The organism is Citrobacter sp. Cpo069 (assembly GCF_030332785.1).
Classification (GTDB): Bacteria; Pseudomonadota; Gammaproteobacteria; order Enterobacterales; family Enterobacteriaceae; genus Citrobacter; species Citrobacter portucalensis.
Window position 1 is genome coordinate 88,224 of record NZ_JAOWHD010000050.1, and the last position, 19,201, is coordinate 107,424.

Below are 19,201 nucleotides of genomic sequence, written 5' to 3' on the forward strand. Positions count from 1 at the left end.
CATCATAACGTACAAAAAGCGGGATAGCGATGCAGGCCCGGTAAGCGCAAGCGCTACCGGGCATCAGAGTTCAATTATCGGCGGGAACGCACTATCTGATAGCGGCGAGTGAAGTACTCAAACGGCGCACTCCATACGTGGACCAGACGGGTGAACGGGAATAGCAGGAAGATAGTCATCCCCAGAACCAGGTGCACACGGAAAATCAACGCCACGCCATCCAGATGTGCAGATGCGCCGCCCTGGAAGGTCACCACTGACTGCGCCCAACCAACCAGTTTCAGCATTTCACTGCCGTCAGGATGCTGTGCGGAGAACGGGATGGTGGTTAAGCCGAGGATACACTGAATCAGCAGAACGCAAAGGATCAGAATATCAGCGGTGGAAGACGTTGCACGAATGCGCGGGTTGGTCAGACGCCGCACCAGCAAACCTGCGCCACCAACCAGCGTCAGTACGCCACAAAGCCCACCGGCAATCATCGCCATCTGTTGTTTCACCGCAATCGGCAGGAACCAGGCATACATCCAGTGCGGCGTTAGCATGCCGAACAGGTGACCGAAAAAGATCCCCAGAATGCCGATGTGGAACAGGTTTGACCACAGCACCATGCCGCGTTTGTCCAGCATCTGGCTGGAAGAGGCGCGCCAGGTGTATTGCCCGTAGTCATAGCGTAGCCAACTGCCGAGGATAAACACCGTACCGCACAGGTACGGGTAGATATCGTAAAAAAAGACGTTCAGGTACTGTATCATTTCGGGCCTCCCGCGCTGACGTCGACATACTGCGGCGCCACGTCCTGGCTAAAGCGTCGTTGATAGTTTTGTAACGGTGAACTGTCGCAGGCGGTGGCGTTATCCTCGATAAACTTCACCTGTTCCTCTTCCCACACCGCATCCAGCGCCTGACGGGTATCATCGCGGGTTTCAGCACCAACCTGCTTAGTGACACTGTCACTTGATAGAGGACTTCCGGCAAGCAGCAGCAGGGCGTCAAACAGTTGATACCATGGCGTATCGCGCTGTTTTAAGCGCCCGCCCAGCAGAGCCAGAATCGGTGCAACGTTCTGCAGTCCTTCTTTGGCCTGGTCCTCCGGCAACACGCTCAAATACTCCAGATACAGCGGCAGATGATCCGGCAGTTCGCGGCAGTCGAGCTGTAGCCCGACCTTTTCGTACTGCGCCAACAGATCAACCATCGCCTGACCACGGTCACGGGACTCGGCGTGCACATGCTCAAACAGCAGCAGAGAGGTGGCCCGGCCCCGGTCAAAGATTTCGCACCATTCCGCTTGTTTATCCAGCAGTGGCGCATTGAGCAATCCCTGGCTAAATTCGGTAAGCATGGGGGCATCGCTGGCCACAAGCGCCAGCGCGTCGTCTTTACACTCCCACAGCAGCTCGTCGGGATATTCCATCAGCAGGCCGATAACCTTCAGGATTTGCATTATTCACCCTCCGCTTTATCGCGCACTTCGGTGATGTCGATGGCATCAATACGACTGCTGTTAAACAGATTGAATTTGGTATCTGAACCATGGCAGCCGTCACCGAAGGTAAATCCACAGCCGTTTTTCTCCGGGAAGGCGTCGCGCGCCATTTCACGGTGGCTGGTTGGGATCACGAAGCGGTCTTCATAGTTGGCGATGGCCAGATAGCGATACATCTCTTCAACCTGCTCAACGGTCAAACCTACTTCCTCAATCGCGCGGGTGTCCGTCACGCCTTCCACTGTTTGCGCACGCATATAGTGGCGCATGGCCATCATACGTTTCAGCGCGCGCAGCACCGGACCGGTATCACCCGCACTGAGCATGTTGGCGAGGTACTGAACCGGAATTCGCAGCGACTCAACCGCCGGCAAAATGTTGCCATTGTGCGGCAGTCCGCCCGCGTCGGCGACCGACTGAATCGGTGACAATGGCGGTACATACCAGACCATCGGCAGGGTGCGATATTCCGGGTGCAGCGGCAGCGCCAGTTTCCAGTCCATCGCCATTTTGTAGACTGGCGAACGTTGGGCCGCTTCGATGACGTTGTGCGGAATACCTTGTTTTAACGCCTCTTCAATGACCGCCGGATCGTGCGGATTGAGGAATACATCGCACTGACGCTCATAGAGATCGGTCTCATGCTCGGTGCTGGCCGCTTCTTCGATGCGGTCGGCGTCGTACAGCAATACGCCGAGATAACGGATACGTCCAACGCAGGTTTCCGAACATACCGTCGGCTGGCCAGACTCAATACGCGGATAGCAGAAAATGCACTTCTCTGACTTACCGCTCTTCCAGTTAAAGTAGATTTTTTTGTACGGACAGCCGCTGATGCACAAGCGCCAGCCGCGACATTTGTCCTGGTCGATCAGCACAATGCCGTCTTCTTCACGCTTATAGATGGCACCGCTCGGGCAGGTGGCGACACAGCTTGGGTTCAGGCAGTGTTCACAAAGTCGCGGCAAATACATCATGAAAGTGTTTTCGAACTGGCCGTACATCTCTTTTTGCATCTTCTCGAAGTTACGGTCGCGGGCACGTTTTGAAAATTCGCCGCCAAGCAGTTCTTCCCAGTTTGGACCCCAGATAATCTTGTCCATCCGCTTACCATCGATCAGCGAACGCGGACGCGCGGTGGGCTGATTCTTGCTTTCCGGCGCGCTATGCAGATGCTGATAATCGTACGTAAACGGCTCATAGTAATCATCGATTTGCGGGATTACCGGGTTGGCGAAAATTTTGGTGATGACGCCCATCTTACCGCCCAGACGCGGTCTTATCTTGCCGTTAACATCGCGAACCCAGCCGCCTTGCCACTCTTCCTGATCTTCCCAGTTTTTTGGATAGCCAATCCCCGGTTTAGTCTCGACGTTGTTAAACCACGCATATTCCATCCCTTCACGCCCGGTCCAGACGTTTTTACAGGTGACGGAGCAGGTGTGGCAGCCGATGCACTTATCCAGATTAAGAACCATGCCTACCTGTGAGCGTATTTTCATTTTTTCGCCTCCTGTACCTGATCGCGACCTTCATCATCCAGCCAGTTAATATTTTTCATTTTTCTAATCATGATGAACTCATCGCGGTTAGAGCCGACCGTACCGTAATAGTTGAAGCTGTATGCCAGCTGCGCATAGCCACCTATCATGTGCGTGGGTTTCGGGCAGACGCGGGTCACCGAGTTATGGATCCCGCCGCGCATCCCGGTCACTTCTGAGCCAGGGATATTCATGATTCGCTCCTGAGCGTGATACATCATGGTCATTCCCGGTGGCACGCGTTGACTCACCACTGCACGCGCGGTGAGCGCACCGTTGGCGTTGAAGGCTTCAATCCAGTCGTTATCCTCAATGCCCAGCTCTTTGGCATCGGTCTCGCTGATCCAGACAATAGGTCCGCCGCGCGACAGCGTCAGCATCAGCAGGTTTTCGCTATAGGTGGAGTGGATCCCCCATTTCTGGTGCGGCGTCAGGAAGTTGAGCGCTTTTTCCGGGAAGCCGTTAGGCGGAACCTCGCGCATTTCACTGACGCTGCGGGTATCGATAGGTGGACGATACGCCACCAGACTTTCACCGAACGCTCGCATCCACGCGTGATCCTGATACAGCTGCTGGCGACCGGACAGAGTACGCCATGGGATCAGCTCGTGGACGTTGGTATAGCCTGCGTTATAGGAAACATGTTCACTTTCCAACCCGGACCAGGTGGGGCTGGAGATGATTTTGCGCGGCTGCGCCTGGATATCGCGAAAACGGATCTTTTCGTCTTCTTTGTTCAACGCCAGGTGCGTATGGTCGCGTCCGGTCATCGCCCCCAGCGCTTCCCAGGCTTTCACCGCCACCTGACCGTTTGTTTCCGGTGCCAGGGCGAGGATCACCTCAGAGGCATCCAGCGCTGTGTCAATCAGCGGGCGTCCTTTTGCCGGGCCTTCGCGCTTGGTGTAGTTCAGCTTGCCGAGGAAATCGACTTCCGCCTGGGTATTCCACGCAATACCTTTCCCGCCGTTACCGAGTTTGTCCATGAGCGGGCCAAGTGAAGTAAAGCGTTCGTAGGTGGCGGGGTAGTCACGCTCCACAACGGCGATATTCGGTGCCGTTTTGCCCGGGAGGAGATCGCATTCGCCTTTGCGCCAGTCCTGAATGTCAAACGGCTGCGCCAGCTCTGCCGGAGAGTCATGTTGCAGCGGTTGCAATACCACATCCGTTTCTTGTCCAAGGTGTCCGACGCAAACCTCAGAAAATACTTTGGCGATGCCTTTATAAATATCCCAGTCGCTCTTCGATTCCCATGCCGGGTCGACCGCCGCAGACAACGGGTGAATAAACGGATGCATATCCGAGGTATTCATATCGTCTTTTTCATACCAGGTAGCGGTTGGCAGAACGATATCGGAGAACAAACAGGTACTGGACATACGGAAATCGAGCGTGACCAGCAGATCGAGCTTGCCCTCTATCGCCGCCGACTGCCATTCAACCTCTTCAGGTTTAATACCCTCGCTTGAACCGAGTGCTTCCCCCTGGATCCCGCTTTCGGTACCCAGCAAATATTTGAGCATGTATTCATGCCCTTTACCGGAGGAGCCGAGCAGGTTAGAGCGCCAGACGAAGAGGTTGCGCGGATGGTTTTTGCCGTTATCTGGCTGTTCGCAGGCAAAACGAATATCACCTGACTTCAGCGCCTGTGCGGTGTATTGCGCAGGAGATAGCCCTGCTTGTTCGGCTTTTGCTTTAACGGTCAAAGGGTTGAGGTTAAGCTGCGGCGCAGACGGCAGCCAGCCCATCCTTTCAGCCCGCACGTTAAAGTCAATCAAATGTCCGCTAAACTTCGACGCGTCGGCCAGCGGAGAGAGGAGTTCCTGCGCGGTGAGTTTTTCATAACGCCACTGGCTGGAGTGGTTATAGAAAAACGAAGTGCTGTTCATCTGACGCGGTGGTCGGTTCCAGTCCAGCGCAAAGGCCAGCGGCAACCAACCGGTTTGCGGCCGTAATTTCTCCTGACCCACATAGTGCGCCCAGCCGCCGCCGCTTTGTCCCACACAACCACAGAACACCAGGATATTAATCATCCCACGGTAGTTCATATCCATGTGATACCAGTGGTTGACGCCAGCCCCGAGAATGATCATCGAACGGCCATGCGTTTTGTGCGCCGTATCGGCAAACTCACGGGCGATCTGTTCGATATGACGGCGTGGCACACCGGTAATTTGCTCGCCCCAGGCCGGGGTGTAGGCTTTCACTTCGCTGTAATCTTGCGCGCTATGAACGTCATCCAGACCACGATCGAGGCCATAATTCGCCAGCACCAGATCATAGACGCTCACCACCGGGCAACGGCTACCGTCAGCGAGGGTAAGATGTTTTACCGGCAGTTGACGGATCAGCACCGGTTCTTGTTTTACACTGCGAAAATGTGGGTTTTCGTTGCCGCCAAAATAGGGGAATGCCACGCCGGTCACTTCATCATGCTGACCAAGCAGCGAAAGAGAAAGTTCAGTTTCAGCGCCAGCCGCCAGTGGTTCCAGGTTCCATTTGCCTTTTTCCCCCCAGCGAAAACCGATAGATCCGTTCGGGACAACCAGTTCGCCAGCGCTGTTAAAGGCTACCGTTTTCCACTCTGGATTGTTGCTTTCTCCCAGACCATCGACAAGGTCTGAAGCACGCATCATGCGTCCAGGCACGTAGCTGCCATCTTCGCGGGCATCCAGTAAAACCAGCATCGGCATGTCGGTATAGCGACGACAGTAATTGAGGAAATAATCGCTGGGATTGTCGAGGTGGAACTCTTTCAGGATGACGTGGCCCATCGCCATTGCCAGCGCGCTGTCTGTCCCTTGTTTGGGTGCCAGCCACTGATCGCACAGTTTAGCGACTTCCGAGTAATCCGGCGTAATGGCAATCGTCTTGGTGCCTTTGTAGCGTACTTCTGTGAAAAAGTGCGCATCCGGGGTACGGGTCTGCGGCACGTTAGAGCCCCAGGCGATGATATAGCTGGAGTTATACCAGTCGGCGGATTCAGGAACGTCGGTCTGCTCGCCCCAGGTCATCGGTGACGCGGGCGGTAAGTCGCAGTACCAGTCATAGAAACTCAGACAGGTTCCGCCGATTAGCGAGAGATAGCGAGTGCCGGCGGCATAGGAAACCATCGACATCGCCGGGATCGGGGAGAAGCCGACCACGCGATCCGGGCCGTAGGTTTTCACCGTCCAGACGTTGGCGGCAGCAATCAGCTGATTAAGCTCTTTCCAGTTCGAACGGATAAATCCACCGCGCCCGCGTACCTGCTTGTAGCTCTGGCATTTTTGCGGGTCGTTCATAATGGATTCCCAGGCCAGCACCGGATCGGGCTGGCGGGAGAGGGCGTCGCGCCACAATTCGATTAAGCGTTTACGCACCAGGGGATATTTCAGGCGGTTAGCGCTATAGAGATACCACGAGTAGCTGGCGCCGCGTGGACAGCCACGGGGCTCATGATTTGGCAGGTCAGGACGAGTACGCGGGTAGTCGGTTTGCTGCGTTTCCCAGGTCACCAGCCCGTTTTTAACGTAGATCTTCCAGCTGCATGAGCCGGTACAGTTAACGCCGTGGGTAGAACGCACAATTTTGTCGAACTGCCAGCGCTGACGATAGCTGTCTTCCCAGTCCCGGTTGGTGTGCATCACTTGCCCGTGCCCCTCGGCAAACGTATCGCCCTTTTGTTTAAAGTAGCGAAAGCGGTCTAACAGTTTACTCATGACATAACTCCTGCTTCGATAATATTGCCGACGGTGAATCGAACTCCAGGCCTGATCCGACCTACCTAAATGTCCGATCCTGCGGTATCCATTTTGTTATTTTTTTTGTGATTTACGGCCATAGACCAACCAGGTCACCAGCACGCAGACGATGTAAAACACGAGGAATATTTTCATGGCACCCACCGGAGAGCCGGTCAACGCCAGCGATGAGCCAAACGCTTTAGGAATGAAGAAGCCCCCCACTGCGCCAATAGCGGAAATAAATCCCAGGGCGGCGGCGGTATCGGTTACCGCTTCCCGCTGAGCCTGTTCTTCGGTACCACCATGCAGCTTCACCCGATAAATTGTGATTTTGCGAAAGATCACCGCAATCATCTGGAAGGTTGAACCGCTGCCCAGACCCGCGGTCAGGAACAAGCCCATAAACACCAGGTAAAACGCGATAAAGCTACCTTCGCCCGAGCCGGGCAAAGTGAGAAACAGCAGGGCGCTGAACAGTGCCATAAAGATGAAGTTAATTAAGGTGACACGCACACCACCAAACTTGTCAGAGATAACACCGCCCGCCGATCGTGCAAGCGCGCCGATGAAGGGGCCGAAGAACGCCAGTTGCAGGATATTCACGTCGGGGAACTGGGTTTTCGCCAGCATGGCAAAGCCTGCCGAAAAACCGATAAATGAACCGAAGGTGGCGAGATACAGCAGACTTAATAACCACAGATGAAAACGCTTGAGTACCGGTAACTGGGAGGCAATTGAGGCCTTCGAGCTGGCAATGTCGTTCATTCCCATGCCCGCTGCCACGGTGGCTATCAGCAGTAACGGCACCCATATCCATGCTGCATTGGCCAGCGACAATAACGAGCCGTCAGCTTGCGGTACGCCCTGTACGCCCAAAAAGGTAAATATGGGCAGAAAGATCACCAGTGGCGCGATCAACTGCATCACGCTGACGCCGAGGTTGCCGAGACCACCGTTAACGCCTAATGCGCTACCTTGCTTCGCTTTGGGGAAGAAAAAGCTGATATTGCCCATGCTGGAGGCAAAGTTAGCGCCAGCAAAACCACACATCAGCGCAATGAGTATAAATACTCCAAACGGAGTAGCGGTATTTTGCACGGCAAATCCGAGCCAGACGCAGGGAATAACCAGAATAATCGTGCTAAAAATGGTCCAGCGACGACCACCAAATATAGGTACCATAAAGGAGTAGGGTACGCGCAATATTGCACCAGAAAGAGATGGCAATGCCGTTAATAAAAACAGTTGGTCGGTGGTGAAATTAAAACCAATTTTATTCAGATTGACGGCTACGGCACTGAACAGCATCCAAACGCAAAACGCAAGAAGCAGGCAACTCACTGATATCCAGAGGTTTCTACGCGCAATGTGCTTGCCTTTATTTTCCCAAAAGCCGGGGTTCTCTGGTTTCCAGTCAGTTAAAAGATAACGATTATTTTTCTCATTTGATGATGACATATTATTCTCCATGCACATGCCGTTCATGAAAAAGAAATAAACGCATGCAGCGCCGCGCGGCTTCTTTTTAGAAACTATTGAAAAGTTTTAGGAATATTGACTGAAAGAATAGATAAAAAAGTGCAATAACGCGGCGTGATAGGAGAATTACACGTTGCTTAAGTGTTACCAATTGTAAACATAAAAGATGTATTGTTAATCCATCTATTACATCAAATAAATAACTCCTGCGTTATCATACGATCAAGGTGACGATCGAATGCAGGATCGGCCATTTCCTCAATACCTAATATGTACATACCATCCAGGCCGCAGACTAATGCGATTAAGCGCCATGCGACGTCGGCGGCATCAGGCGCGGATGAGAACTCACCGGCTTTCTGTCCTTGTGTAATGATGTTGGCGGTTTCTTCGTGCCACATTCGCATGGTCAACAGGTAGGCGCTTTTAATTTCCGGATCTTTACCCGCAACAACCTGTGCTTCACGCCATAGCTTAATATAGGGTTCCAGACCACCATCTTCACTGCCTAGCATCGCATGCAGTCGCTCACGGAAACTGGCGTCTTCGCTGACCAGTTCGGCATCAAGTAGGGTGCGGATAAGGCGCACAAATGCCTGGGATTTGAGTTCGCCGGCAGAGGCGAAATGGTGATGTACCTGGCCCGTCGCGACGTGAGCTTCTGCAGCAATGCGTCGAACCGTCATGGCGGAAAATCCTTCTTCAAGTGCGACACGCATTGCTGCTTGCAGAATCACTTCCCGACGTTCATCCCGATTTAGATAGCTCATCATTCCTCCTGTACCCGTATAGATCGCAGTCTAACAAAAAGTTGGACATATGTTCAATTTTCCGTAGGATCGCTAAAGCTGGACATGTGTCCAGTTTTGGTTTCGTTAGGGAGTTTTATGTTTCGTCAGTGGTTAACGTTAGTCATTATTGTGCTGGTCTACATCCCTGTTGCGATTGATGCAACGGTGCTGCACGTTGCCGCGCCCACGCTGAGTATGACGCTGGGTGCCAGTGGTAACGAGCTGCTGTGGATCATTGATATTTATTCCCTGGTAATGGCCGGAATGGTATTGCCAATGGGTGCGCTGGGGGATCGCATCGGCTTTAAACGTCTGCTGCTGTTAGGCGGTGGATTATTTGGTCTCGCATCGCTGGCGGCCGCTTTTGCTCATAGCGCAAGCTGGCTGATTGCCACCCGGGCGGTATTGGCGATTGGTGCGGCGATGATTGTTCCGGCAACGCTGGCGGGTATTCGCGCCACGTTCGCTGAGCAACGGCATCGTAATATGGCGCTCGGCGTCTGGGCAGCGGTCGGTTCCGGCGGTGCGGCGTTTGGCCCACTGGTTGGCGGGATGCTGCTGGAGCACTTCTACTGGGGGTCCGTATTCTTAATTAATGTGCCAATTGTCCTGGTGGTAATGGCCTTAACCGCACGCTTAGTGCCACGCCAGGCCGGACGTCGCGATCAATCGTTAAATTTTGGTCATGCGATAATGCTGATTGTTGCCATTCTGCTGTTGGTTTACAGCGCTAAAACTGCGCTGAAAGGGCATACGGCGACCGTTGCCATCGCCCTGACGCTGTTAACCGGCGCTTTACTGTTGTGGCAGTTTGTCCGTATCCAGCTTGCGGCAGCTCGCCCGATGATTGATATGCGTCTGTTCACGCATCGCATTATCTTGAGCGGTGTAGTGATGGCGATGACCGCGATGATAACGCTGGTAGGTTTTGAGTTGCTGATGGCTCAGGAACTACAGTTTGTTCACGGTTTAACACCGTATCAGGCTGGATTGTTCATGCTGCCAGTGATGCTGGCAAGTGGTTTCAGCGGACCGATTGCCGGTATGTTGGTTTCACGCCTGGGATTACGTTGTGTGGCAACGGCGGGCATGGCGCTGAGCGCCGTCAGTTTTTACGGCCTGGCGATGACGGATTTCAGTAGCCAACAGATACAAGCCTGGATTTTGATGGCTTTGCTCGGCTTCAGCGCCGCCAGTGCGCTTCTGGCTTCAACGGCGGCTATCATGGCAGCAGCGCCGGCGGAAAAAGCCGCCGCCGCGGGTGCCATCGAGACAATGGCTTATGAACTGGGGGCAGGACTTGGGATCGCTATCTTTGGTTTACTGTTGAGCCGCAGCTTTTCTGCATCGATTCTGCCGCCAGCCGGACTTAATCCGCAGGAAGTAGAACGAGCCACATCGTCAATGGGGGAGGCGGTACAACTGGCGCACTCGCTCCCGTCGTCACTGAGTGAGGCATTGCTGACGGCTGCCAGAGAAGCGTTCACCTGGTCACATAGCGTGGCCTTAAGCAGCGCCGGCAGCATGCTTATCATATTAGCGATAGGAATGTGGTTCAGTCTGGCAAAGGTACAACGTTAATAACTAGTGAGCTAAATGACAGGGGTAATCCATCTCTTCGACTTCTTTCCCACTCAGTCGAGCGTATTGCCCCGTCAATCTCCAGAACGCAGGCTGTGTTTCCGTATAGATTTCTGCCGCTAATATCAGGCGGCGGCGATCTACCTCATTAAGTTCCAGAAGTGTCCATGGAATAAAGTAGCGATCGCTGTCCGTCAACGTAAACCACAGTGGGCATCCGCAGCCGGAACAGAAGAACCGTTCACCACGATTTGAAGAAGGAAAGTGCGAAGGTTCTGCCGATTCTGGCGACATCAGCGGGTGAGTGCTGGCTTCCAGATACATGGCGATGCCGCCTGACCATTTCTGACACAGCGTACAGTGGCAGGCATAGACATCCAGCATTTCGACGTCAACGGTAAAATGACTCTGTCCGCAAAGACAACGACCAGTGAATGTCTGCACGGCATACTCCTTATGACCGAGTCTACATTAAGAGAAAAAGCCAGCCCTTGAAGGACTGGCTTTGTATTCAGACTACAACAAAATTAGAACTGGTAGTTCAGACCAACAGCCACGATGTTGTCAGTGCTGATCTGCGCAACATTTTTAGTGAAGTTAGTGTCATCCAGCAGGTTGATTTTGTAATCAACGAAGGTGGACATGTTTTTGTTGAAGTAGTAGGTAGCACCCAAGTCTACGTATTCAACCAGATCCTGGTCGCCGTATGCACCCAGATCTTTACCTTTGGATTTCAGGTAAGCGATGGACGGACGCAGGCCGAAGTCGAACTGGTACTGTGCAACAGCTTCAAAGTTCTGAGTTTTGTTAGCAATACCGTCGATTTTACCGAATGTGGTCATATTGCGGGTTTCGGAGTAGGTGGTCGCCAGGTAGATGTTGTTCGCATCATACTTCAGACCAGCAGCCCACACTTCCGCATTCTGACCTGAAGCGTAAAGACCGTTGGTGCCGTTGCGCACTTGACGATCGGTACGGTCAGATTTCGCATAGGTAGCACCAACGCCGAAACCTTCGTATTCATAGGTAGTAGACAGACCGAAACCATCACCGTTCGCTTCAACTTCATCGGTACGATCGTTTTTGCCCTGGTACTGAGCGGCAAAGTTCAGACCTTCAACCAGACCGAAGAAATCGGTGTTGCGGTAGGTAGCAACGCCGGTAGCACGCTGGGTCATGAATACGTCGGTCTGGGTCCAGGTATCACCACCGAACTCAGGCAGGACGTCGGTCCATGCGCCGATGTCGTAAGCTACGCCGTAGTTACGACCGTAGTCGAAAGAACCGTATTCAGCGAATTTCAGGCCAGCGAATGCCAGACGGGTTTTGTCTGCTTCGGAACCCTGGCTTTCGGAACGGTTGCCTTTGAATTCGTATTCCCACTGACCAAAACCAACCAGCTGGTCATTGATCTGAGTTTCGCCTTTGAAGCCCAGACGCGCGTAGGTTTTGTCGCCATCGCTGCTGGTGTCGTCAGAGAAGTAATGCTGAGCGTGAACTTTACCGTAGATATCCAGTTTGTTTGCGTCTTTGTTATATACCTCAGCTGCGTTTACCGCACCTGCCGCCAACAGGCTAGTCACTGCCACTGCAACTAATTTAAGTTTCATTCTAAATAATCCTTATAATTTTTTCTTGGTGTGTTTCCTAAACCATTGCTAAACGAAGGGGTTCGTCAATGGCAAACTATTTTTAAATGACGCAGTGGTATAAGTTCAATAATAAGTTTCATAATATTGCGAAATATTTGAATTTGTGTGATCCAGATCTACATAATATAGCTGATTGTATTAATCTTTATATGTGACAAATCTGAATGGGTATATTTACGTAGGGGACTATTGTGCCGTCTATGGTTTAAATGACGTTAGTCACGCAGGTATAATATATACATACTGAGGAATATAGATAAGCATGCAATATTTTCGGGAGTTGATTAACCACCAATTATTTAACATTAAATTAAACAAAAACAAACATAAACCACAAGTGGAATGAACATTTATTATTCATTAATTTGATTACAGTGTAGCCGGGTTTTAGATTTGCGCGATAAAACCCGGATTTTTTTTCAGGCGCGGCGTGTTGCCAACCAGCAAAGTAGCGAACCCGCACAAACCATCAATGCACCCTGCCAGAAAGATAGCGACAACGGGGCGCTGAGTAACACAGCAGCCAGGGCGGAGGAGAGCACTGGGGTAAAATAGGAACCTACGGCCATGATGGTCACGTTGCCATGCAAAATGCCAATATTCCACGCCGCATAGGCAAATCCTAACGTTAATGCCGCTGAGAACATTTTAATAGTCACCGAAGTGCTGAAATTCATTTCTGGTTGCGGAGTCATAAAATAGTAAACCCACAAACTTGCAGCCGTTAGTAACACGAATACGGTAATACCGTTAAAGCCTTTTGCGTATTTATTGGTCACCGTGCAATACATTGCCCAGATAAATGCGCCAAGAAAGGCGAGGAAATAGCTCAGCGGGCTGCTGGCAACGTTGTTTATAATTTCACCAGGATTAAGGCCATTTTCGCCACCCAATACCCAACAAACCCCGGTCAATGCGATAATTAATCCTGGGATTACCAGCCAGGTTGTTTTTTGACCATTAAATAAAATAGCAAACAATATCGTCAGACTCGGCCAGAGATAATTAACCATACCGACTTCAATAGCCTGGTGACGAGTAGCCGCATAACCGAGAGCCAGCGCTAAACATATTTCATAAGTAACAAAAAGCACGCTACCCGCGATTAAATAACGCACAGGAATTTTTCTGATATTCGGAAAGCCGACGGTAAAAATCAGCAACAGGCCACTTAACGAAAAAATCATTGCTGCGCCACCTGCAGGACCCAGTCCTTCACTTACCCCACGCATTAGCCCGACCATCGTGCTCCAGAGCACGATGGCAATGAGCCCAATTAACGTCGCTTTATGTTTTGTCATTCTGATTATCTGTCCATGGTGCTGGTAAAAATTTAAGCTGAAATTTATAGCACTTTTACACCGTAGCGCGCTAACTAATTACCTTTTATCTACCCCCTTATAGGTACAAAGGTTAAACAAAGTGCACTATTTAGTAGCGGAACCGTTTCGTTATTGATTTGACGCAAAAAAAATATGGATATAGCTGATAGTTTCGTCGCGAAGTTGTACATGTCATCTTTCAATTATGCCGCGCTGGCGCGATTTGAGAGATGTCCTGTACGAATCCCTGCAAAAAAGAGGAAAGCAATGGACGTCAGCCGCAGACAATTTTTTAAAATCTGCGCGGGCGGTATGGCGGGAACAACAGTAGCTGCTCTGGGTTTTGCACCCAAAATGGCACTGGCTCAGGCGCGAAACTATAAACTGTTACGCGCCAAAGAGATCCGAAACACCTGCACATACTGTTCCGTAGGTTGCGGGCTATTAATGTATAGCCTGGGAGATGGAGCAAAAAACGCCAAAGAGTCGATTTACCATATTGAAGGGGATCCGGATCATCCGGTGAGCCGTGGGGCATTATGCCCTAAGGGCGCAGGATTACTGGATTACGTGCACAGTGAAAACCGTCTGCGTTACCCGGAATACCGTGCACCAGGTTCCGACAAATGGCAGCGTATCAGCTGGGATGAAGCATTCACCCGTATCGCGAAGCTGATGAAAACTGACCGTGACGCCAACTTTATTGAGAAGAATGAGCAGGGCGTAACGGTAAACCGCTGGCTTTCAACCGGGATGCTGTGTGCATCTGCGGCAAGTAATGAAACCGGCATGCTGACGCAAAAATTTGTGCGCTCACTCGGCATGCTGGCAGTAGACAACCAGGCGCGCGTCTGACACGGACCAACGGTAGCAAGTCTTGCTCCAACATTTGGTCGCGGTGCGATGACCAACCACTGGGTTGATATTAAAAACGCTAACGTCGTGATGGTGATGGGCGGTAACGCCGCTGAAGCACATCCAGTGGGATTCCGCTGGGCGATGGAAGCCAAAAACAACAATGATGCAACGCTGATTGTTGTTGACCCTCGTTTTACACGTACAGCTTCGGTGGCGGATATCTATGCGCCAATTCGTTCCGGCACGGATATTACGTTCTTGTCCGGCGTCTTGCTGTACCTGATTGAAAACAACAAAATTAACGCTGAATACGTTAAGCATTACACCAACGCCAGCCTGCTGGTGCGGGATGACTATGCTTTTGAAGACGGTCTGTTCAGCGGGTACGACGCGAAAAAACGCCAATACGATAAATCGTCCTGGAACTACCAGTTCGATGAAAACGGCTACGCGAAACGCGATGAAACGTTAAGCCATCCTCGCTGTGTCTGGAACCTGCTAAAACAGCACGTTTCCCGCTACACGCCGGATGTGGTGGAAAACATTTGTGGTACGCCGAAAGAAGACTTCCTGAAAGTCTGCGAAGTGCTGGCTTCCACCAGCGCAGCCGATCGCACCACCACGTTCCTGTATGCGCTGGGTTGGACTCAGCATACCGTCGGGGCGCAGAACATCCGCACCATGGCGATGATCCAGTTGCTGCTCGGCAACATGGGGATGGCAGGTGGCGGTGTCAACGCCTTGCGCGGCCACTCCAACATTCAAGGGTTAACCGACTTAGGTCTGCTCTCTACCAGCCTGCCGGGCTACCTGACGCTGCCATCAGAGAAACAGACAGACCTGCAAACCTATCTGGCCGCAAACACGCCAAAAGCGACATTGGCCGATCAGGTTAACTACTGGGGCAACTATCCGAAGTTCTTCGTCAGCCTGATGAAATCTTTCTACGGCAATGCAGCGCAGAAAGAAAATGACTGGGGTTTTGAGTGGCTGCCGAAGTGGGATCAGTCCTACGACGTCATTAAATACTTCAACATGATGGATAGCGGGAAAGTCACCGGCTACATCTGTCAGGGCTTTAACCCTGTTGCGTCCTTCCCGGACAAAAACAAAGTGGTGCAGAGCCTCAGCAAACTGAAGTATCTGGTGGTTATCGATCCGCTGGTGACCGAAACTTCAACGTTCTGGCAGAACCACGGTGAATCAAACGACGTTGATCCGGGGTCGATTCAGACCGAAGTTTTCCGTTTGCCTTCTACCTGCTTTGCGGAAGAAGACGGCTCCATCGCCAACTCCGGCCGCTGGCTGCAGTGGCACTGGAAAGGTCAGGACGCACCGGGTGAAGCCCGCAACGACGGCGAGATCCTTGCCGGTATTTACCACCGCCTGCGCGACATGTATCGCACTGAAGGCGGTAAAGCTGTAGAACCCGTTCTGAAAATGAGCTGGAACTATAAGCAGCCGGACGAACCGCACTCCGAAGAAGTGGCGAAAGAGAACAACGGCTATGCGCTGGAAGATCTCTATGATGCCAACGGCGTGCTGGTTGCGAAGAAAGGTCAGTTGCTCAACAGCTTTGCGCTGCTGCGCGATGATGGTTCTACGTCATCATCCTGCTGGATTTATACCGGCAGCTGGACCGAGCAGGGCAACCAGATGGCCAATCGCGATAACGCCGACCCGTCAGGCCTCGGTAATACGCTGGGCTGGGCCTGGGCATGGCCGCTGAACCGTCGCGTGCTGTATAACCGCGCTTCGGCGGATCCGCAGGGTAAACCGTGGGATCCAAAACGCATGCTTATCCAGTGGAACGGTACGAAGTGGACGGGGAACGATATCCCTGACTTCAATACCGCAGCACCGGGCAGTGGCACCAATCCGTTTATCATGCAGCCGGAAGGGCTGGGGCGTCTGTTTGCTATCGATAAGATGGCGGAAGGTCCGTTCCCGGAACACTACGAGCCGATGGAAACGCCGCTTGGCACTAACCCGCTGCACCCGAATGTGATCTCCAACCCGGCAGCGCGTCTGTACGAAGCGGATAAACTCCGTATGGGCACGAAACAGGACTTCCCGTACGTCGGGACGACCTATCGTCTGACCGAACATTTCCATACCTGGACCAAGCACGCATTGTTGAATGCGATTGCCCAGCCGGAGCAGTTTGTGGAAATCAGCGAAACGCTGGCGGCAGCGAAGGGGATCAACAACGGCGATCACGTGAAAGTCAGCAGCAAACGTGGATTTATTCGCGCAGTTGCCGTGGTCACTCGTCGTCTGCGTACCCTGAACGTCAACGGTCAGCAGGTAGAAACGGTTGGGATCCCAATCCACTGGGGCTTTGAAGGAGTCGCGCGTAAAGGCTTTATCGCCAACACCCTGACGCCGAACGTCGGTGATGCAAACTCGCAAACGCCGGAATACAAAGCGTTTTTAGTTAACATCGAGAAGGCGTAAGGGAGGCGAACATATGTCTATGGAAACGCAGGACATCATCAAACGGTCCGCAACAAACTCCATCACGCCGCCGCCTCAGGCTCGTGATTACAAAGCAGAGGTCGCGAAGCTGATCGACGTTTCCACCTGCATAGGCTGTAAAGCCTGTCAGGTGGCATGCTCAGAGTGGAACGATATCCGCGATGAGGTAGGCCACTGCGTCGGGGTTTATGACAACCCCGCCGATCTCAGCGCCAAGTCCTGGACGGTGATGCGATTTACCGAAACCGAACAGAACGGCAAGCTGGAGTGGTTGATTCGTAAAGACGGCTGTATGCACTGTGAAGATCCGGGCTGCCTGAAGGCGTGCCCGTCTGCCGGGGCCATCATCCAGTACGCCAACGGGATTGTCGATTTCCAGTCAGAGCACTGCATTGGCTGCGGCTACTGTATTGCCGGGTGTCCATTTAATATTCCGCGCCTCAATAAAGAGGATAACCGCGTGTATAAATGTACGCTGTGTGTGGACCGCGTCAGCGTCGGGCAGGAACCTGCCTGCGTGAAAACGTGTCCGACCGGGGCAATACATTTCGGCACCAAGCAGGAAATGCTGGAAATGGGCGAACAGCGTGTGGCAAAACTGAAAGCTCGCGGTTTTGAACATGCCGGTCTCTACAACCCGGAAGGTGTGGGCGGCACGCACGTCATGTACGTTCTGCATCATGCCAACCAGCCTGAACTGTATCACGGTCTGCCAAAAGACCCGCAGATAGATACCTCTATCAATCTGTGGAAAGGGGCGCTGAAGCCGCTGGCCGCTGCCGGATTTATCGCCACCTTCGCCGGACTGATTTACCACTACATTGGTATTGGTCCGAATAAGGAAGTGGACGACGACGAGGAGGATCATCATGAGTAAGTCGAAAATGATTGTGCGCACGAAATTTATCGACCGCGCCTGTCACTGGACGGTGGTGATCTGCTTCTTCCTGGTAGCGCTGTCGGGGATTTCATTTTTCTTCCCGACTCTGCAATGGCTGACGCAAACCTTCGGTACGCCGCAAATGGGACGCATTTTGCACCCGTTCTTCGGCATACTGATCTTCGTGGCGCTGATGTTCATGTTTGTACGCTTTGTGCACCACAACATCCCGGATAAGAAAGATATTCCGTGGCTGAAAAACATTGTGGAAGTACTGAAAGGCAATGAACACAAAGTGGCGGATGTGGGCAAATACAACGCCGGGCAGAAAATGATGTTCTGGTCGATTATGAGCATGATTTTCGTGCTGCTGATTACCGGTATCATTATCTGGCGTCCGTACTTTGCGCAGTTCTTCCCGATGCAGGTCGTGCGCTATAGCCTGCTGATCCATGCGGCTGCGGGGATTATCCTGATGCACGCCATCCTCATCCATATGTATATGGCATTCTGGGTGAAAGGATCGATTAAAGGTATGGTCGAAGGGAAAGTGAGCCGTCGTTGGGCGAAGAAACATCACCCACGTTGGTATCGCGAAGTTGAAAGACAAGAAGCGAAAAAAGAGAGCGAGGAGGGGGTTAACTAATCCCTGATGTTCCCTCTACGCAATGGCGCTACATCGGTAGCGCCATTTTTTGTGCACAGAAAACCCCCAGCTAGGCTGGGGGTTCCGGAAAGCTTTCAGCTTTGGGCCAGTTATTAAAACCCCTTTTGATTTGTTAAAACACCTTGCGGTCTGGCAACTGCAAGGGTTAAACAAGAAATCAAAAGGGGGTCCCAATGGGGGACGAAAAGAGCTTAGCGCACACCCGATGGAACTGTAAATATCACATAGTTTTTGCGCCCAAATACCGAAGACAAGCATTCTACGGGGAGAAACGTAGGGCGATAGGCAGCATCTTAAGAAAGCTGTGTGAGTGGAAAAACGTGCGGATCCTGGAAGCGGAATGCTGTGCAGATCATATCCATATGCTTGTGGAAATCCCGCCCAAAATGAGCGTATCCGGTTTTATGGGTTATCTGAAAGGTAAAAGCAGTCTGATGTTGTATGAGCAGTTTGGTGATATGAAGTTTAAATACAGGAACAGGGAGTTCTGGTGTCGTGGGTATTACGTAGATACGGTGGGTAAGAACACAGCAAGGATACAGGAATACATAAAGCACCAGCTTGCAGAGGATAAAATGGGCGAGCAGTTATCGATCCCTTATCCGGGTAGCCCGTTTACGGGCCGTAAGTAACGAAGTCTGATGCAAATGTCAGATCGTATGCGCCTGTTAGGGCGCGGCTGGTAACAGAGCCTTATAGGCGCATCAGAAAAACCTCCGGCTATGCCGGAGGATATTTATT

General features: G+C 52.1%; 14 protein-coding genes. 5 read left to right on the top strand and 9 right to left on the bottom strand.

The window, feature by feature from the left end; all coding sequences use genetic code 11:
- Positions 1 to 74: 74 nt before the first annotated feature.
- The 6 genes from narI to OGY08_RS12755 form a co-directional block, all read right to left on the bottom strand.
- Positions 75 to 755: a respiratory nitrate reductase subunit gamma gene (gene narI, locus OGY08_RS12730; RefSeq protein WP_003833047.1), complete on the bottom strand. Its 681-nt coding sequence runs from the start codon at positions 753 to 755 to the stop codon at positions 75 to 77.
- Positions 752 to 1,447 carry a nitrate reductase molybdenum cofactor assembly chaperone gene (gene narW / locus OGY08_RS12735; RefSeq protein WP_003833045.1) on the bottom strand — a complete coding sequence of 232 codons (696 nt, stop codon included), beginning with the start codon at positions 1,445 to 1,447 and terminating at the stop codon, positions 752 to 754. Before narW ends, narI begins: the two co-directional genes overlap by 4 nt.
- A complete protein-coding gene (gene narH, locus OGY08_RS12740) occupies positions 1,447 to 2,991 on the bottom strand; it encodes a nitrate reductase subunit beta (RefSeq protein WP_008784807.1) in 1,545 nt (514 codons plus the stop codon). Before narH ends, narW begins: the two co-directional genes overlap by 1 nt.
- Positions 2,988 to 6,728 (bottom strand): nitrate reductase subunit alpha, encoded by a 3,741-nt coding sequence (locus tag OGY08_RS12745; protein WP_125363275.1) that lies wholly within the window; start codon positions 6,726 to 6,728, stop codon positions 2,988 to 2,990. Before OGY08_RS12745 ends, narH begins: the two co-directional genes overlap by 4 nt.
- Before the next feature lie 96 nt (positions 6,729 to 6,824).
- Positions 6,825 to 8,210, bottom strand: a complete 1,386-nt coding sequence (locus OGY08_RS12750) for a NarK family nitrate/nitrite MFS transporter (protein WP_125363276.1) — start codon at positions 8,208 to 8,210, stop codon at positions 6,825 to 6,827.
- A gap of 212 nt (positions 8,211 to 8,422) precedes the next feature.
- Positions 8,423 to 9,001, bottom strand: a complete 579-nt coding sequence (locus OGY08_RS12755) for a TetR family transcriptional regulator (protein ID WP_057068227.1) — start codon at positions 8,999 to 9,001, stop codon at positions 8,423 to 8,425.
- A gap of 117 nt (positions 9,002 to 9,118) precedes the next feature.
- Between OGY08_RS12755 and OGY08_RS12760 the strand changes: the two genes are divergently transcribed.
- Entirely contained in the window at positions 9,119 to 10,603 is a 1,485-nt protein-coding gene (locus tag OGY08_RS12760) for an MFS transporter (protein WP_125363277.1), read from the top strand.
- A gap of 3 nt (positions 10,604 to 10,606) precedes the next feature.
- Here OGY08_RS12760 and OGY08_RS12765 read toward each other — a convergent pair whose 3' ends face one another.
- The 3 genes from OGY08_RS12765 to yddG form a co-directional block, all read right to left on the bottom strand.
- Positions 10,607 to 11,047: a GFA family protein gene (locus OGY08_RS12765; protein ID WP_008784802.1), complete on the bottom strand. Its 441-nt coding sequence runs from the start codon at positions 11,045 to 11,047 to the stop codon at positions 10,607 to 10,609.
- 83 nt (positions 11,048 to 11,130) lie between these two features.
- On the bottom strand, positions 11,131 to 12,213 hold the full coding sequence (gene ompD / locus OGY08_RS12770; RefSeq protein ID WP_008784801.1) for a porin OmpD: 1,083 nt from the start codon (positions 12,211 to 12,213) through the stop codon (positions 11,131 to 11,133).
- Positions 12,214 to 12,674: 461 nt separating this feature from the next.
- A complete protein-coding gene (yddG, locus tag OGY08_RS12775; RefSeq protein ID WP_125363278.1) occupies positions 12,675 to 13,556 on the bottom strand; it encodes an aromatic amino acid efflux DMT transporter YddG in 882 nt (293 codons plus the stop codon).
- A 288-nt stretch (positions 13,557 to 13,844) separates the two neighbouring features.
- Here yddG and fdnG point away from each other — a divergent pair, with 288 nt between their 5' ends.
- The 4 genes from fdnG (at position 13,845) to tnpA (ending at position 19,092) form a co-directional block, all read left to right on the top strand.
- Positions 13,845 to 16,892: a formate dehydrogenase-N subunit alpha gene (fdnG, locus tag OGY08_RS12780; protein ID WP_148101307.1), complete on the top strand. Its 3,048-nt coding sequence runs from the start codon at positions 13,845 to 13,847 to the stop codon at positions 16,890 to 16,892.
- A 13-nt stretch (positions 16,893 to 16,905) separates the two neighbouring features.
- Complete coding sequence (gene fdnH, locus OGY08_RS12785) at positions 16,906 to 17,790, top strand: formate dehydrogenase N subunit beta (RefSeq protein ID WP_003833024.1); 885 nt, start codon at positions 16,906 to 16,908, stop codon at positions 17,788 to 17,790.
- On the top strand, positions 17,783 to 18,439 hold the full coding sequence (gene fdnI, locus OGY08_RS12790) for a formate dehydrogenase-N subunit gamma (RefSeq protein WP_003020054.1): 657 nt from the start codon (positions 17,783 to 17,785) through the stop codon (positions 18,437 to 18,439). The genes fdnH and fdnI overlap by 8 nt, the downstream gene beginning before the upstream one ends.
- A 194-nt stretch (positions 18,440 to 18,633) precedes the next feature.
- The gene (gene tnpA, locus OGY08_RS12795) at positions 18,634 to 19,092 is read left to right on the top strand and encodes an IS200/IS605 family transposase (protein ID WP_057069660.1); all 459 of its coding nucleotides are present in this window, start codon (positions 18,634 to 18,636) and stop codon (positions 19,090 to 19,092) included.
- Positions 19,093 to 19,201: the final 109 nt, after the last annotated feature.

Bases quoted from the DNA above. Each gene is read 5' to 3' on its own strand.
- narH (WP_008784807.1), bottom strand. From the start codon at position 2,991: ATGAAAATACGCTCACAGGTAGGCATGGTTCTTAATCTGGATAAGTGC.
- fdnH (WP_003833024.1), top strand. From the start codon at position 16,906: ATGTCTATGGAAACGCAGGACATCATCAAACGGTCCGCAACAAACTCC.
- fdnI (WP_003020054.1), top strand. From the start codon at position 17,783: ATGAGTAAGTCGAAAATGATTGTGCGCACGAAATTTATCGACCGCGCC.
- OGY08_RS12745 (WP_125363275.1), bottom strand. From the start codon at position 6,728: ATGAGTAAACTGTTAGACCGCTTTCGCTACTTTAAACAAAAGGGCGAT.
- ompD (WP_008784801.1), bottom strand. From the start codon at position 12,213: ATGAAACTTAAATTAGTTGCAGTGGCAGTGACTAGCCTGTTGGCGGCA.
- tnpA (WP_057069660.1), top strand. From the start codon at position 18,634: ATGGGGGACGAAAAGAGCTTAGCGCACACCCGATGGAACTGTAAATAT.
- OGY08_RS12760 (WP_125363277.1), top strand. From the start codon at position 9,119: ATGTTTCGTCAGTGGTTAACGTTAGTCATTATTGTGCTGGTCTACATC.
- narW (WP_003833045.1), bottom strand. From the start codon at position 1,447: ATGCAAATCCTGAAGGTTATCGGCCTGCTGATGGAATATCCCGACGAG.
- OGY08_RS12750 (WP_125363276.1), bottom strand. From the start codon at position 8,210: ATGTCATCATCAAATGAGAAAAATAATCGTTATCTTTTAACTGACTGG.
- OGY08_RS12755 (WP_057068227.1), bottom strand. From the start codon at position 9,001: ATGAGCTATCTAAATCGGGATGAACGTCGGGAAGTGATTCTGCAAGCA.
- narI (WP_003833047.1), bottom strand. From the start codon at position 755: ATGATACAGTACCTGAACGTCTTTTTTTACGATATCTACCCGTACCTG.
- yddG (WP_125363278.1), bottom strand. From the start codon at position 13,556: ATGACAAAACATAAAGCGACGTTAATTGGGCTCATTGCCATCGTGCTC.